This window comes from Mycobacterium sp. E183 (assembly GCF_001667735.1).
Taxonomy (GTDB): Bacteria; Actinomycetota; Actinomycetes; order Mycobacteriales; family Mycobacteriaceae; genus Mycobacterium.
Genome location: NZ_LZJN01000090.1, coordinates 1 through 14,111, shown reverse-complemented (window position 1 = coordinate 14,111; position 14,111 = coordinate 1). Strand labels below are relative to the sequence as shown.

Genomic DNA, 14,111 nt, shown 5'->3' with positions numbered 1-14,111 from the left:
GGCTTAAGTCCCTAACCACCGGGACGGAGGGCTGTTACCGGCGTGGCGTTAAGGCGCCCTTAACGCCACGGTCACTCGCCGGTCAGACGGCTTTCCGTTGCAGCTGCGCGATGACCCAGAAGGGCAACGCCACAAACAATGTCCCGCCGATCAGATTGCCGACGGTGGTCACGCCGAGGTTGGTGAGCAAGCCGTGGTCGCCGAATCCCCAACCGATCGTGCCCCGGGGTGCCGCCGGGTGAAACAGGTTGAGCAGCAGGGGAATACCGAGGAAGCCGACGTTGGCGATCACGTGCTGCGTGCCGCCGATGACGAACGCGAACGGGCCGTAGAACGCGAATGCCATTCGGGCGACGTCGCTGCGGGCCTTGAAGAACATGCACATCGAGGTCTGCAGAAACCAGGTGCACACGACGGCGAGGAGCAGTGCGGTCAAGAAGGGCTGGCCGGCCTTCTGGGTGCCCACGGTAGCGGCCCGCTCGGCGAAGGCACCCAGATACGGGCCTCCCGCGGCGCCGCAAACGGTGACGAAAAGCAGCGCGCCGAGGACGTTGCCGATGAGGCCCACGACGACCAGGAAGGCATAACCACCGGCGCTCATCGTGCGATTCAGGACGGCGAGAAATCCCGCGGCCATGTCGGCGGTGATCAAAGACATGCCCGACACCAGGATCAGGACGAAGGACATGCCGAACGCCAGCCCCATCAGCAAACTCGCGATGCCCGGGGACTTGACCCCGGTGCTCACCATCAGCGCCAGCAGCGCTCCGAACGCGACCATCACGCCGCCGACCAGGGAACGCATCAGGAACGCCCACGGGTGCGTAGCCTTCTCGACCGCCATGGCGGCCACCCGGTCGACCATGGCGCCCACGCTCAGCGGCTCGAACGGATCGTCGGGGATCGTCGCCTTGGTGTCAGACGGGATGTCTGCGAACAGCTTTGGTGGTGACGCTTTGCCATCCAGTTGCGGCGCTGGCGCATTGATCGTCATGGGTGCTCGTCCTTCCGTAAAGCGTTGATCGCGTTGATGACCCCCGAGATGTGCTCATCACTGAGCCTCTCCCCTTCGAAGACGTGGTTGAGCAGGATCTTGAGGTCGAGCATCTGTTGCAGGTAGACCAGGCATGGGGGGCACTCGTCGAGGTGCTTGGCGACGATGGGGCCCCACTGCCGGGGGTCGGAATCGACGAGTTCATCCACCAGTCGGACGAAGTCGACGCAGTCGATGGCGGGGACAGTGTTGTCGTGCACGGTCATCGGCGATACCGCTTTTCCAATTCGTTGCGAAGATTTCCCCGGGCGCGGTAGAGGAGCGCGCGCTGCCCTTCGGCGGTCAGCTCGAGAAGTTTGGCGGCCTCTTCGGCCGGGGTGCCGACGATGTCACGCAGGATGACCAGTTGCCGTTGCCGCTCCGGCAGCGCGTCCAGCGCGGTGCGGACGTAACCGACGAGCTCGTTCTCCACGGTGCGGTCCTCCGGCAGGAAGCGCCGGGACGGTGGAAGGCTCCAGTGCCCGGCATCGGGATGGCCGGCGGGATGCATGCGGCCCGCCAGGGGGTCCACGTCTTCCGCGGAAAGCACCTCGTGGTCGCGAATGCGGGATTCCCGGCGCCGGTGCCGCGAGGCGGTGTTCTTGACGATCCCGAACAGCCACGTCCCGACCGACGAACGGCCCTCGAAGGAATCCGCGGACTGCAGGACCTGCACCCACGCCTCCTGCACCGCCTCTTCCGCCACCGCCGGCGAATCCACCATGGTGCGCGCGAAATTGATCATCGGCCGGTGAAAGTCGCGCACCAGATTAGCCAGCGGGATGCCGCCGACCGCCCGTTCGGATTCGGTGCCACCCGGCGGCACCGCCACCGGGGTCACCATCGTCTCGCACTCAGCCGCATGCGGCCAGCTCCCAGCGCAACTGCCCTTCCGACGGGGACTGGACGGGAATGAACGCCGCCTCCCGGTAGCGGCGGCTCGCCGATGTCCTGCTCGCGTAGCCCTTGCCGCCGGCGGTGCGGATCTCGAGATCGGCACTGGCGCTGGACAGCTCGGCCGCGGCGAGGCGCAGCGACAACAGCTCCCGCTTGGTGGGCGGGTCATCCCCGCCCACCGCCGCGGCCAGACCCGCCAGGGTGGCCTCCGCGGTGGCGAGCTTCTCCGCGACGTTGTCGACCTCCGCCGCGAACACCGAGTTGACGCCGCCGAGGCCGCCTTTGGCCTGCTCCACCGCGGTCCTGGTGAGACCCAGGCACATGGCGGACTGCAGGACCAGGAACGTCGGGCGGACCGCCTGCAGGAATCCCTCGAAGTCTCGGGACAACACTTGGGCCGAGGGCACGGGCACGTCGGTCAGGTTCAGGTATGACGAGGCGGTGCTACCCATTGCCAGCAGCTCGAAGTGATCGCCCACCACCACCCCCGCCGTGCTCAACGGCAGGGCCACGATCAGCCGCTCGCCCGCATCGGTGCGCACCGCGGTCACCATGGTCGAGTCGGGGTATAGGTTGCTCGCCCACCTGATAGGACCGGACACCCGGTAGCCGCCCTCGATCGGCGTGGCCGTCAACTCGACGCTGCCGCAGCCCGCCGCCTCCTTGAACGCCGACGCCATGCCGGTCACCCCCGGCGTGGTGCCGGCGAGCAGTGACTGAGCCGCGTCGACGCTGAAAGGCGTTGCCGCCCTGAGCAAGTATTCCACCGCCATTCGGTGCGCCCACAACGAGAACCCGGTGCTCATGCATTCCCCGGAGATACGCCGGATCACCTCGGCCATCTCGGGCAGCCTGCCGTCGGCGTTGGCGGGTGCGCCCACCCCGAGAAGCCCGGCCGCGCCCAGGGCGGTGAAGCTGCGGCGGGACTGATGCTCCCCCCGGTCCAGTCCCCCGGCGTGGGCCCGAATGTCCTCCAACAGTCCGGCATCCAGCTGGCCGGCCGCCGGGTTCATCGTCGCCGTCATAAAACCTCCTGTGCCGAGTGCTTCCACGCGTAGTCGAGGAACTTGCCGTCGAAAGTGACGACCACTCTGTCGCCCTCGGGGTGCGGGCGCCGCTGCACGCTCAGCTGAAAGTTGATCGCGCTCATGATGCCGTCACCGAATTCCTCGTGAATGAGTTCCTTGATCGCCGGGCCGTAGACGGTCAGCGCCTCATGGAATCGGTAGATCGTCGGGTCTGTCGTCATGGTCGCATCCGAACCCCGATACGGCATCAGCTGCAGGACAGCGACAGCCTCGTCGTCGAGGCCGAGCAGTGCCGCGACCGTTGACGCGTCGCCGGCCGTCATCGGGTGCTGCCCGAGTAACGCCGCGACCGTCCACACCGGGTCCTTCCCGATGGATTCTGCGATTTTCACCCAGCTCAGTCCGCGCTTGGCGCGGGCCAACCTGATGGCCTCGGCGAGAGCGGGCTTCGTCAATACCGTTGCCACAGCAGCTTCCCCGTGGCTATTCCGTGGCCAGCGTCGAGTCGACGGCGACCGGGTTGCGGAACGTGTTCACGACGGGTGACCAGGCGATGGCGTTGTCGTGAATCTCCTTCAGGGTCGCCTCGTCGGCGTCTCCGGCCAGCGTCACCCTGCAGCGCACCGCGCTGAAGCCGAGGCGCTTCCCCTCGGGGGTGTCGCCCACGCCCCACACCGCGGAGATGTCGATGTCGCCTTCCATCTCGACCTCGATCTTGGTCAGGGTGACCCCGCGATGCGTCGCATTCGCCAGCAGGCCCACCGAGACGCACGAGCCCAGGGCGGCCAGGGCGGTCTCGGAGGGGTTGGGCGCGGAGTCGTCACCGAGCAGGGCAGGCGGCTCACCCACCAGCATCGGCGCCAGGTCGCGGACGTAGGTCATGTTGCGGAATCCGGTTTCGCAGACCGTCTTGGCTTTCAGGGTCTTCCTGCCGGTCTCCGGGTTGGCCCTGGCGTTACACGACAGCTTGTCGAGGCCTTCTGCGTCGATGACTAGCGCGTCGGTCATGTGATCCCTCCGTTCTCGCTGATCTTGCGGCTTCACGGAGTTAGTGCTCGGCGGCGGCCGATGCGTGACGGCGGAGGGTTTTGATTTACCTGACCGACACGACTGCTCACACAGCCGAAACGCGGCCCCCACCCGACGGCGACCCGCGCTCGGCGAGATTTGCTTAGCCGAAAAGGCTTTGCCCGATGTAGTGGCCTTCGGCGGGCGCGGGTGGCACCGCGAAGATAGCTGAGCCGATGTGGCGGATGTATTCGTTGAGGAGGTCGTGGGCGCCCAACCGGTTCTGCAGGCGGATAAAATCTTGCGGATCTTTTTGATACGAAACGAACAGCAGCCCGGCGTTGAGCTGGCCGTTGGCGTCGAGGCCGTCGGTGTAGTTGTAGGACCGGCGCCTGATCATGACGCCGTCGTTGTTCTCGCGGGCGGCCAGGGCGACGTGGGACATCGGATCGATGAGCGGGTTGCCGTCGCCGCCCTTGGCGGCAAAATCGGGGGCATCGAATTCGCCCTCGCCGCTCAGGGGTGCGCCCTCTTCTTTGGTGCGGCCGAATATCCGCTGCTGATTGCCGATGCGGTCGACGTCCCATGTCTCGAGCAGCATCCGGATCTTGCGCACCACCTGATACGTTCCGCCGTTCATCCACGGCTGGTCACTATCGCGGACCCAGACAAATCGGTCGTACTCGGCATCGGTGACGACGTTGCGGGTTCCGTCCTTGAATCCCAGCAGGTTTCGCGGGGTGTGTTGGCCCGGGCCGGCTGAGGCCCGTCCGAATCCCAGCACCGCCCAGGACGGCGAGACGACGTCGCGGCCCAGGCGGGCCAGGTTTCGCGCGGCGTGGTAGCAGACCTGCGGGTCGTCGGCGCAAGCTTGGACGGACAGTTCGCCGCCGCGCAGGCGGGGGTCCAGGTTGTCCCCGTTGAGCGGGGGCAACTCGGTGAACACGGCGGGTCGGCGCAGGGCGAGCCCGAACCGGTCGCCGAACAGCGACGGTCCCAAGCCGATGGTTACGGTGAGGCTGGCCGGGCTCAGCCCGACCGCCTCGCCGGTATCGACAGGTGGCTGCACGTCGACCCGGGGCTGCACGGTGCCGACCGGCTTTCCCTGCTGCAGGATCGCGGCCGCGGCCGACCAGCGTGCCAGCAGCGTTTGCAGCTCCGCGCGCTGGGCTCCGGCGGCCAGCGAAAATGACATGAACATGGCGTAACGCTGTGGCGGCGTGGCGATTCCACCCTGATGCGGCTGGCCGTAGAAGGGGTAACTGCGGCGCAAGTCGACGTCGTCGTCGCCGCCGCCGGCCGCGCCGCCATCGTGTCCGGCAGCCAGCGCGTAACCGGCCACCCCTCCCCCGGCGACGCCGGTGAGCCCGGCCAAGACGGCGCCACCGAGCATACGCCGACGCGAAACCGCCTCGCCTTCATCGGGTTTGGCCCTGACCTCGCTCATGGTCGGCCCGCCGAAGCCACTTTTGGGGCGACCGCCGACAGGCTCTGGTGCAGGGGCTGGATGACCGCGGTCAGCTTGGCGGCGTCGGTGGCTTGCAGCGCCGCGGTGTAGGTCCGGAAGCCACCCAACTCAGACGGATCGCGGTATCCGTCCAGAGTGGCCAGCACCGTGTGGAATTCGCGATCGATCTGGGCGACCAGATTGCCGTCGATCTTCTCCAGCCCGGGCCGCAGCGATGCGTAGGCCTGCCGAGCGCCTTCCACGTTGGCGGAGAAGTCGACGAGGTCGATGTGGCTGAAAGCCTCCTCCTCCCCGGTGATCTTGGTGTTCTGGATCTCCTCGACGAGGTCGCTGGCGCCGTTGGCCAGGTCCTCGGGCTTGTACTGCAGGAGGGCGACGATGGCGGTCAACTTGGCTACGTTGCCGACCAATTCGGAACTGAGGGCCTGCGTCCCGGGCGTGATCGCTCCGCCCCGCCACAGGTCGCGTTCGATGGCGTGGAACCCCTTCCAGCCGACCTTGGCGTCGACGGGAGTGGACTCGCGCATGTCGATCAGATAGTCGAGGCGGCCCGCGTTGTCGCCGACCGCGAAACCCAGCAAGATGAAGCCCTCGACGGCGGACTCGGAACGCTCCCAGAACAGGCGCGCTTTGGCGTAAGCGGCTTTCGCGGCGTCGATGTTGCCCGCCCGCACCGCCGCGTCGAGTGCGTTGACCCCGTCGCCGAGCTGACCGATCTGCTGGACGACATACGCCGCGTAGTCCTTGGTGGCGCTGTCGAGGGAGTCCGCGACGCCGCCGGCCAGCCCCGGCGCCGCCCGGCCCGTGACCGTCAGCGTCTGGTATTCGTCCACCGCGCCGGGGCAATACAGCTGATACGGCCCGCCATCGAGAGTCACGGTGAACGACACCGGGGCCAACCCGGGAGCGAGGTCCTCCTTCTCGCCGACGATCCGCTCACCCCTGAGTAACTCGACTTCGCTGATGCCGGGCGCATCGGTGTTGGCGACCGTGAACGTCACCGGGCCGGCGGCGACGTTCGCGTTGTCCACCGTGCAGGCGTCTTTGCCGCCCCGGTTGGCGAGCGTCACCTTCACCGCGCTCGGGCCGCCGGGCGTCCCGCGGCTCACCTCGCGACCGGACGGACCGCAGGCGGTCGCCGCCGCGACGACCAAGGCCGCTGCCGCCAGCGGTAATCCACGACAGCGTCTTCCCCCGGCCGGACGCCGGTCGGTCACGGGCCCGGCTGAGTCACGAAGTCGATCAGTTCCTCGACCCGGCCGATCAGCGCCGGCTCGAGGTCATTCCAGTCGCGCACCCGGGAACGGATATGGCGCCAGGCCCTTGCGATGTCCGCCTGGCTCCCGTGCGGCAAGCCGAGCGCCTGGCATGCGCCGTGTTTCCACTCGATGTGGCGCGGCACGTCCGGCCAGCCCGCCAGGCCGAGCCGCTCGGGCTTGACTGCCTGCCAGATGTCAACGTAGGGATGACCGACCACCAGGGTGTGGGCGCCACCAGGTCCCCGCCGCACGGCATCGGCGATCCGTGCCTCCTTGGAACCCGCGACGAGGTGATCCACGAGCACACCGAGCCGGCATTCCGGACCGGGCGCGAATTCCGCCACCACGTCCACCAAGTCGTCTACGCCGCCGAGGTGCTCGACGACGACCCCCTCGATCCGCAGGTCCTCGCCCCACACCTGCGCGACGAGTTCGGCATCGTGGCGGCCCTCGACGTAGATCCGGCTGGCGCGGGCGACCCGGGCGCGGGCGCCCGGAACTGCCACCGAGCCCGACGCCGTTCGCGTGGAACCGGCCGGCGCCACACGGCGTGGCGCCGTGAGGATCACCGGACGGCCCTCGAGCAAATAGCCTGGGCCCAAAGGGAAGCCACGCACGTGCCCGCGGCGGTCCTCCAGGTCGACCCGCCCGTACTCGACTCGCACCACCGCACCGACGTAGCCCGTCTGCGCGTCCTCGACCACCAGGCCGAGCTCGGCCGGGTGCTCGGTCGAGCGGGGCTTGCGCCGGCCCGCGGCAAGGACATCGGTTCCATAGCGATCAGCCACGCGGCCATAGTAGAAAGCCTTGCGGTCAAACGTCGTTAGGGCGCGCCCGCCAGGGCACATCGTGGCGAAGATCGCTTTTCGTTTTCGGACTTCGCGGGCGTGTAAAAAGTGCGTTTTAACTGTGTGGCGTTACCGAGCTGATGACGTTGCCGATGGTACGTTGCTAGTCGTAAGATCTGCCGCCAATTCTCAAGCGGCGGTGAGCGAGGTGGGATGATGGATCTGGCCCTGTGGGTGTCGAGCATCGTTGCTTTCGTGCGGGCCGGATACCCCGCCGGCATGCCGACGACCGGATATTCCCCCTTGGCGGCCCTGGCTCGCCGGCGACTTTCCGACGACGAGATCCGCGCCATCGCAACCAAACTCATGAGACGCCAATTCTGGCCGATCAACCCCGTTGATATCGGCGTGGAAATCACGCGTGTCACCAACCAATTGCCGTTGCCCGCCGATGTCGAGCGGATTGAGCACCGCCTCAATCAGATCCGCTGCGCGCGCGGATAGCCTTCACCGCGGATTCTGGCTCTGCGCAGTCCCGCCCTTCCCCGGGCCGCCGCAGGCCGCCAGGTAGTCCGGGTAGCTCCAGGTCCGCAAGAATTCCTCGCCCGCCTGCACTCCCCGTTGGTACAGGGCGTCGCGCTGCTCGGCGGCGATGTCGAAGTCGATTGGGCTGACCTCCTCGGCGGGAACGAAGATGGTGCGGCGAACGGTGCACGGATCGTCGATGTAGGCGTTGTCCTGATTGCTCACCAGCGTCTCGATCGCCGCGATTCCCAACGAGACCGGACCATGAACCGGATGGGTGGGCGGGATCCCCGGACGCGCGGACAGCCGGATCCCGAATGTCGGCCAGCGCGGCTGCGCCCCCGGGCGGTCGAACAGCTCCACCGGGAAGTCGGACAGCAGGCCACCGTCGACCCACGTGGCGCCGCCCACCCGGACGGGTTGGAAGACATACGGAATCGCCGACGAGGCGTGCACGGCGCGGGCCACCGGGAAGTCGTCGGGGTCGATGCCGTAGGAACCGAGATCCCAGGGAATGCGCACCAGCCGGCGGCGGGACAGGTCACTGGCCGTCACCACGAGCGACCACGCGAACTGCTGCGGCTCTTCGCCGGTGCGCAGGTCGCCGAAGGTCCGCACGCCCAAGTCGGCGAGCAGTCCCTCGAGCAGCCGCTCCAAGTAGGCCCCGCGGTATACGCCGTCGGACACCAGCAGCGACAGCGCGCCGCCGATCAGCGGTACGCGCCCGATCACGCTGCGATCCAGAAACTTCCGGTAGTCGATCGACCGCATCACCTCCGCAAGCCGGCTCAGCGGTTCGCCCGCGACCTGTAGCGCCGCCACCAGCGACGCGACGACCGAGCCCGCGCTGCTGCCCGCGACCCGTGGGAACCGGTAGCCCGCCTGGGTCAGCGCGTCGACCGCGCCGACCAGCCCGATGCCCCGGACGCCGCCGCCTTCGCAAACCAGGTCGGCGCGGGATGCGCTCACGTCGGGCATAGCCATACCCCCCTCAGCAGATTCGTCGGCCGTCGATGCCGAAGAAGTGCAGGTGCCCCGGTTCCGGGTGCAGGCGCACCCGGCTGCCCTTCTCCGGCGGCCGGCGCCCGTCGGCACGCGCCACGACGGGCTGATCGATGACCTTGCCGGAACCGGTGATTCGGCCGTACAGGTAGGCGTCGGCCCCCAGCTCCTCGACCACGTCGACCTCCATCTCGACGCCCTGACCGCCCAGCTCGAAATGCTCGGGGCGCACCCCCACGACGACCTCACTCGCGGGGTCGGCGAGCTCCCGCGGTAGCGGGATGTGCCAATCCCCCAACGACACAGCGGAATCAACGATCGGCAGCGTGAACAGGTTCATGGCCGGCGACCCGATGAACCCCGCGACGAAGACGTTCACCGGGTTGCGGTACAGCTCGCGAGGGGCGGCGAACTGTTGTAGCACGCCGTCGCGCAGCACGGCGACGCGGTCCCCCATGGTCATCGCCTCAACCTGGTCGTGGGTGACATAGACGGTGGTGGTGCCCAGCCTCCGCTGCAGCGCCGCGATCTGGTTGCGGGTCTGCACGCGCAGCTTCGCGTCGAGGTTCGACAGCGGCTCATCCATCAGGAAGACCTGCGGGCGGCGCACGATCGCCCGTCCCATCGCCACCCGCTGGCGCTGCCCGCCTGAGAGGTCCTTGGGCTTGCGGCCCAGATAGGGTTGCAGGTCAAGCAGTTTGGCCGCGTCCAGGACGCGGTCACGAATTTCTGCCTTCGGTGTCTTGGCGATCTTCAGGGCGAAGCCCATGTTCTGCGCGACGGTCATGTGCGGGTAGAGCGCATAGTTCTGGAAGACCATCGCCACGTCACGGTCCTTGGGATCGACGGTGGTGACGTCGCGGTCGCCGATCCTGATGCGGCCGGAGTCCAGCGTCTCCAGCCCCGCCACCATCCGCAGCGAGGTGGTCTTTCCGCATCCGGACGGGCCGACCAGCACGACGAATTCGCCGTCGCCGACCTCCAGGTCGAGGCTGTCCAATGCCGGGCGATCCGTTCCGGCGTAGCGCCGCGTCGCTTGCTCGAAAGTTACTGAGGCCATGCCTTATCCGTTGAGTCCCGTGACGGCGATGCCCCTGACGAAGGACCGTTGTGCGATGGCGTAGATGAGCACCAACGGCAGCATGATCAGCATCGACGTCGCCATGATGATCGGCCAGCGCGCGACGTATTCCCCCCGCAGTCGTACCAGGCCGAGTGTCAGCGTGGCCAGGCTGTTGCGCTGCAACATCAGCAGCGGCCACAGGAAGTCGTTCCAGACGTTGACCCAGGTGAGCACCGCGAGCACCATGACCGCGGGACGGGCGTGGGGCAACAGGATTCGCCAGTAGATCTGCCATGGCGAACAACCGTCGAGTATCGCCGCCTCCTCCAGGTCGGTTGGGAGCGTCCGAAAGAACTGACGCATCAAGTAGGTGCCGAAAGCGCTGCCGAACAGGCCCGGCACGATCATCGACCAGGGTGTGTCGACCCACCCCACGGTCCGCATCAGGATGAACTGCGGGATCACGGTCACGGTCAGCGGCACCATCAGCGTGCCCAGATACAGCACGAACAACGTGTCGCGTCCGCGAAACTCCAATCGCGCGAACGCGTATCCGGCCAACGAGCAGAAGAAGACCTGCCCGGCGGTCACACACCCGGCGTACAGCACGGTGTTGAAGAACATCCGCGCGAAGGGCATCAGCGAGAACACCTCGGTGTAGTTCGACCAGCGCGGGTGCGCCGGCAGCAGCTTCGGCTCGGTGATCTCGCCTTCCCTCTTCAACGAACCGGACACCGCCCAGGCGATCGGGAACAACCAGCACCAGGCGATGGCGATCAGCGCGGTGTAGACCAGCACTGCGCGGACGACGTTGCGCGTGAACAGGCGCTCAGCTGAGGCCACGAGAAGTCTCCCAGGACCGTTGCCGAGTGATCCGCAGCTGCACCACGGTCAGCACCAGCAAGATGGCGAACATCACCCACGCCAGCGCGGACGCGTACCCGAATTCCAGGAAGGAGAACGCGTGCTGGAACAGCATGATGCCCAGGACGTACGTGGCGGTTTCGGGCCCGCCATTCGCGCCGTTGAGGACGTACACCATGTCGAAAGCCTGGAACGCGTGGATGATCGAGATGACGCCGACAAATGATATCGACCCACGGATCAGCGGCACCGTGATGGAGGTGAACTGCCGTATCTCGCCCGCCCCGTCGATGCGGGCCGCCTCGTAGACGGTCTCGGGAACGCCCTGCATCGCCGCGAGCAGGATGACGGTGGCGAACGGCACACTGCGCCACACGCTGACGATGCACAGTGAGGCCATGGCCCAGCGGGGTTCGACCAGCCACGGCACCGGACCGACCCCAACCCAGCCCAGCATGATGTTGAGCAGCCCGTTGTCGGTGTTGAAGACGAATTGCCAGACGACCGCCATCACCACCGACGAGATGGCCAGCGGCAGAAAGACGATGGTACGGAAGATGCCGATGCCCTTGACTTTGCGGTTCAGCACACCGGCCACGACGAGGCTGACGACGATGGTCGGCACGACCGTCCCGAGGGTGAAGATGACGGTGTTGCGGATGGCGATGAGGAAGAGCGGATCGGAGGTAAAAAGCTCCTGAAAGTTCTTCAGGCCCACGAACTTCGGTGGCCTGAACACGTCCCACCGCTGAAAACTCATGTAGAGCGAGAATCCCAGCGGGAAAAGCATGAACAACGCGACGGCCGCCAGGTTCGGCGCCACGAAGAGGCGGCCGGCCCAGGCGCGCCGGCGCCAGGGGCCCGCGCCCCGGGCGGGTTTGCGGGTGGCGGGGCTGGTTTCGACCGATGTCATGGTGCGCGCAACACCTCGTCGATGGCGGGCGCCAGGCCGGCCAGCGATGTCGCGGGCCGCGATCCGCGCAGCACGGGCCCGAAACTGCGGTCCATCAAGGCGACGATCTTCTCCCACGCCGGGGTGACCGGCAGCCCCTCGGAATAGGCCGGGCCCTGCGTGAGCACGGTGAGGTTGTCGACGTTGCGGTGTGCGGCGGCGAATCCGGGCGAGTTGAGCGCGGATTGCAGCACCGGAACGAACAGGCTGGATTCACCGATCAACGCCTGCCCGACGGGGCCGGCCGCGAATTTCACGAATTCCCACGCCTGTTCCTTGCGTTGACTGCTGGCGGAGATGGCCAGTCCGGTGGAGCCGATGTTGGAGTGGGCGGCCTGCCCCTGCCGTCGTGGCCCCACCGGCAACGACGTGACATCGAAGTCCAGGCCCTCGGCCCGGATGAAGGTCTGGTATCGCCAGTGGCCGCCCATCGCCATGGCCGCCTTGCCCGTCGCGAACAGGTCCGGCGTCGACATCGACTGCACCTCGGAGGCGTTGGGCGCGACCTTATGCTTGTTGGCCAGGTCGGCGTAGAACTGCACCGCCTCCGTGAAGGCATCGTCACCGAAATTGAAGTGGGTCGGGTTCTTCAGCGGGGCGGACCACGGCGCCCCATTGTTCATCGCGAACAGCCCGGCCGAGTAGTACGACACGAACATGTTCACGAACCCCCATTGGCCGGCTCGCCCGGTTCCGTTTCGCTTGGTGAGCGCGGTGGCGGTGTTCAGGAATTCGGTGAAGCTCCACGGCTGTTGCCACGAAGTGGGCGGCGCGGGGACCCCGGCCTCGGCGAAGAGCCGCTTGTTGTAGAACAGGTAGTTGCCGGACCATTGCTCGGGAAGCGCGTACTGGCCTCCGTTGAACGTGAAGGTGTCGTACAGCGCCCCGATGCCATCGGATCTCAACCCGGCCGCGAAGGCCTGATCGCGGGACAGCATCGTGTTGAGGTCCAGGAGCACGCCGCGCGCGGCCAACTCGGCGTAGCTCAGATCCCACGCCATCAAGACGTCCGGGCACTTGCCGCCGGCGCAGAACGTCGACAGCTGCTGCATCACGCCCGGGGCCGAAAGCACCGGACGAACCTTGATGTCGGGGTGGCGCCGCGTGAACTCGTCGACGATGCGGATCCGGGCATCGCGTTCGTCGGGGTTGGCCGCGAAGAAGAACGTCAACGCGTCGTCTTGCGGGGCGCAGCCGGCGGCCCATGGCGTCACCGATGCCGCCGTCAGCGCGGCGGCGCCACGCAGCAGGCGGCGCCGCGGGAACGGCTTATCGAGCATGGTCCTTCCGTTCTCGCCCCGTTGCCGGCCGCCCGGCCGGCGGCGTCTGATGTCCTTGGTACCCGATGCGGCTGTGGTGTTGCTGGATCGGCCCGCCCGGGAGTGCCAGCGCGGCCGACCGGATCCGGGTGGGATCCCCGGTGATGTCGATCGCGTGGATGCGGTCATCGGTTCCGACGGTGATCAGCAGCAGCGCCTCGGCGTGCCCGTATGGCGCTATCACGATGGCCGGTGCCCCGTCGACGAGCATGACCACACCGGCGCGGGCCCGCTGGGCGAATCGGCGGGTCTCCTCGGCGACCTGCCCGGCGCCGCGCAGCTCGGTCGGCACGTCATCGGGCACCAGCGCGCGATCGACCGTGCGCACCACGTCCGGGGCCAGCAGCTCAAGCAACAACGCGATGTCACCGCCGCGGGACGCGGCGAGAAACGCTTCCACGATCTCCAGGTGCTTTGCCGCGCGATCCGGTTCGCCGCCCGGGTCGCCGTGCAGCCGCCCGCGCGCCCGGCTCGCCAACTTCTTCGCCGCTTCCGGCGAGCGGTCCAGCAGGTCGCCGATCCTCTCGAATGGCACCGCGAACACGTCATGCAGCACGAATGCGACGCGCTGCGCGGGCGAGAGCCGGGCGAGCACCACGAGCAGCGCATTGCTGACCGACTCCGTCAGGAGGGTCTCCTCGTCCGCCGGCGACGCGGCCGCTTCGAGCCGATCCAGTTCCTCGGTGGTGGCGAGCGGATGTTCGGCGCGCCGTTTGCGGACGCGGAGCTGGTCGTACGCCTCGCGGGCGGTGATGGTGGTGAACCAGCCGGTGAGGTTGTCGACCGCGCCGTAATCCGCGCGGCTGGCCTTCAGCCACGCCGACTGGACCGCGTCCTCGGCATCGGCGGCCGAGCCCAACAGCTGGAACGCGACCGCACTCAGGTGCCGCCGGTCGGCGTCGAAG

Annotated in this window: 16 protein-coding genes; 1 reads left to right on the top strand and 15 read right to left on the bottom strand. The window is 67.5% G+C overall.

Annotated elements, in window-relative coordinates; translation table 11 throughout:
* Positions 1-82 precede the first annotated feature (82 nt).
* The 9 genes from A5691_RS09055 to A5691_RS09015 form a co-directional block, all read right to left on the bottom strand.
* Positions 83-994 (bottom strand): formate/nitrite transporter family protein, encoded by a 912-nt coding sequence (locus A5691_RS09055; protein ID WP_067779690.1) that lies wholly within the window; start codon positions 992-994, stop codon positions 83-85.
* Positions 991-1,260 (bottom strand): hypothetical protein, encoded by a 270-nt coding sequence (locus A5691_RS09050; RefSeq protein WP_067888745.1) that lies wholly within the window; start codon positions 1,258-1,260, stop codon positions 991-993. The genes A5691_RS09055 and A5691_RS09050 overlap by 4 nt, the downstream gene beginning before the upstream one ends.
* On the bottom strand, positions 1,257-1,877 hold the full coding sequence (locus A5691_RS09045; protein WP_067779687.1) for an RNA polymerase sigma factor: 621 nt from the start codon (positions 1,875-1,877) through the stop codon (positions 1,257-1,259). The genes A5691_RS09050 and A5691_RS09045 overlap by 4 nt, the downstream gene beginning before the upstream one ends.
* A gap of 10 nt (positions 1,878-1,887) precedes the next feature.
* Positions 1,888-2,955, bottom strand: a complete 1,068-nt coding sequence (locus A5691_RS09040; protein WP_067779685.1) for an acyl-CoA dehydrogenase family protein — start codon at positions 2,953-2,955, stop codon at positions 1,888-1,890.
* Positions 2,952-3,425 carry a cyanase gene (gene cynS / locus A5691_RS09035; protein WP_067779683.1) on the bottom strand — a complete coding sequence of 158 codons (474 nt, stop codon included), beginning with the start codon at positions 3,423-3,425 and terminating at the stop codon, positions 2,952-2,954. The genes A5691_RS09040 and cynS overlap by 4 nt, the downstream gene beginning before the upstream one ends.
* Before the next feature lie 16 nt (positions 3,426-3,441).
* A complete protein-coding gene (locus A5691_RS09030) occupies positions 3,442-3,966 on the bottom strand; it encodes an OsmC family protein (RefSeq protein WP_067748850.1) in 525 nt (174 codons plus the stop codon).
* Between the two features lie 163 nt (positions 3,967-4,129).
* The gene (gene efeB / locus A5691_RS09025) at positions 4,130-5,413 is read right to left on the bottom strand and encodes an iron uptake transporter deferrochelatase/peroxidase subunit (protein WP_067779680.1); all 1,284 of its coding nucleotides are present in this window, start codon (positions 5,411-5,413) and stop codon (positions 4,130-4,132) included.
* The gene (gene efeO / locus A5691_RS09020; RefSeq protein ID WP_082950216.1) at positions 5,410-6,588 is read right to left on the bottom strand and encodes an iron uptake system protein EfeO; all 1,179 of its coding nucleotides are present in this window, start codon (positions 6,586-6,588) and stop codon (positions 5,410-5,412) included. Before efeO ends, efeB begins: the two co-directional genes overlap by 4 nt.
* Positions 6,589-6,647: 59 nt before the next feature.
* Positions 6,648-7,481, bottom strand: a complete 834-nt coding sequence (locus A5691_RS09015) for a DUF3097 domain-containing protein (protein ID WP_067779678.1) — start codon at positions 7,479-7,481, stop codon at positions 6,648-6,650.
* A 216-nt stretch (positions 7,482-7,697) separates the two neighbouring features.
* Here A5691_RS09015 and A5691_RS09010 point away from each other — a divergent pair, with 216 nt between their 5' ends.
* Positions 7,698-7,985 carry a DUF3349 domain-containing protein gene (locus A5691_RS09010; RefSeq protein WP_067748943.1) on the top strand — a complete coding sequence of 96 codons (288 nt, stop codon included), beginning with the start codon at positions 7,698-7,700 and terminating at the stop codon, positions 7,983-7,985.
* A 3-nt stretch (positions 7,986-7,988) separates the two neighbouring features.
* On the opposite strand, the gene A5691_RS09005 is transcribed toward A5691_RS09010, so the two are convergent.
* From A5691_RS09005 to A5691_RS08980, 6 genes are all read right to left on the bottom strand, one after another.
* On the bottom strand, positions 7,989-8,984 hold the full coding sequence (locus A5691_RS09005; RefSeq protein WP_067888747.1) for a patatin-like phospholipase family protein: 996 nt from the start codon (positions 8,982-8,984) through the stop codon (positions 7,989-7,991).
* A 13-nt stretch (positions 8,985-8,997) separates the two neighbouring features.
* Entirely contained in the window at positions 8,998-10,068 is a 1,071-nt protein-coding gene (locus A5691_RS09000) for an ABC transporter ATP-binding protein (protein ID WP_067888750.1), read from the bottom strand.
* Between the two features lie 3 nt (positions 10,069-10,071).
* Positions 10,072-10,914 (bottom strand): carbohydrate ABC transporter permease, encoded by an 843-nt coding sequence (locus A5691_RS08995; protein WP_067748835.1) that lies wholly within the window; start codon positions 10,912-10,914, stop codon positions 10,072-10,074.
* A complete protein-coding gene (locus tag A5691_RS08990) occupies positions 10,901-11,848 on the bottom strand; it encodes a carbohydrate ABC transporter permease (protein ID WP_067748825.1) in 948 nt (315 codons plus the stop codon). Before A5691_RS08990 ends, A5691_RS08995 begins: the two co-directional genes overlap by 14 nt.
* Positions 11,845-13,167 (bottom strand): sugar ABC transporter substrate-binding protein, encoded by a 1,323-nt coding sequence (locus tag A5691_RS08985; protein ID WP_067888753.1) that lies wholly within the window; start codon positions 13,165-13,167, stop codon positions 11,845-11,847. The genes A5691_RS08990 and A5691_RS08985 overlap by 4 nt, the downstream gene beginning before the upstream one ends.
* On the bottom strand, positions 13,157-14,111 hold a 955-nt coding region (locus A5691_RS08980), incomplete at its 5' end, for a sigma-70 family RNA polymerase sigma factor (RefSeq protein ID WP_067888755.1). The genes A5691_RS08980 and A5691_RS08985, both read right to left, overlap by 11 nt.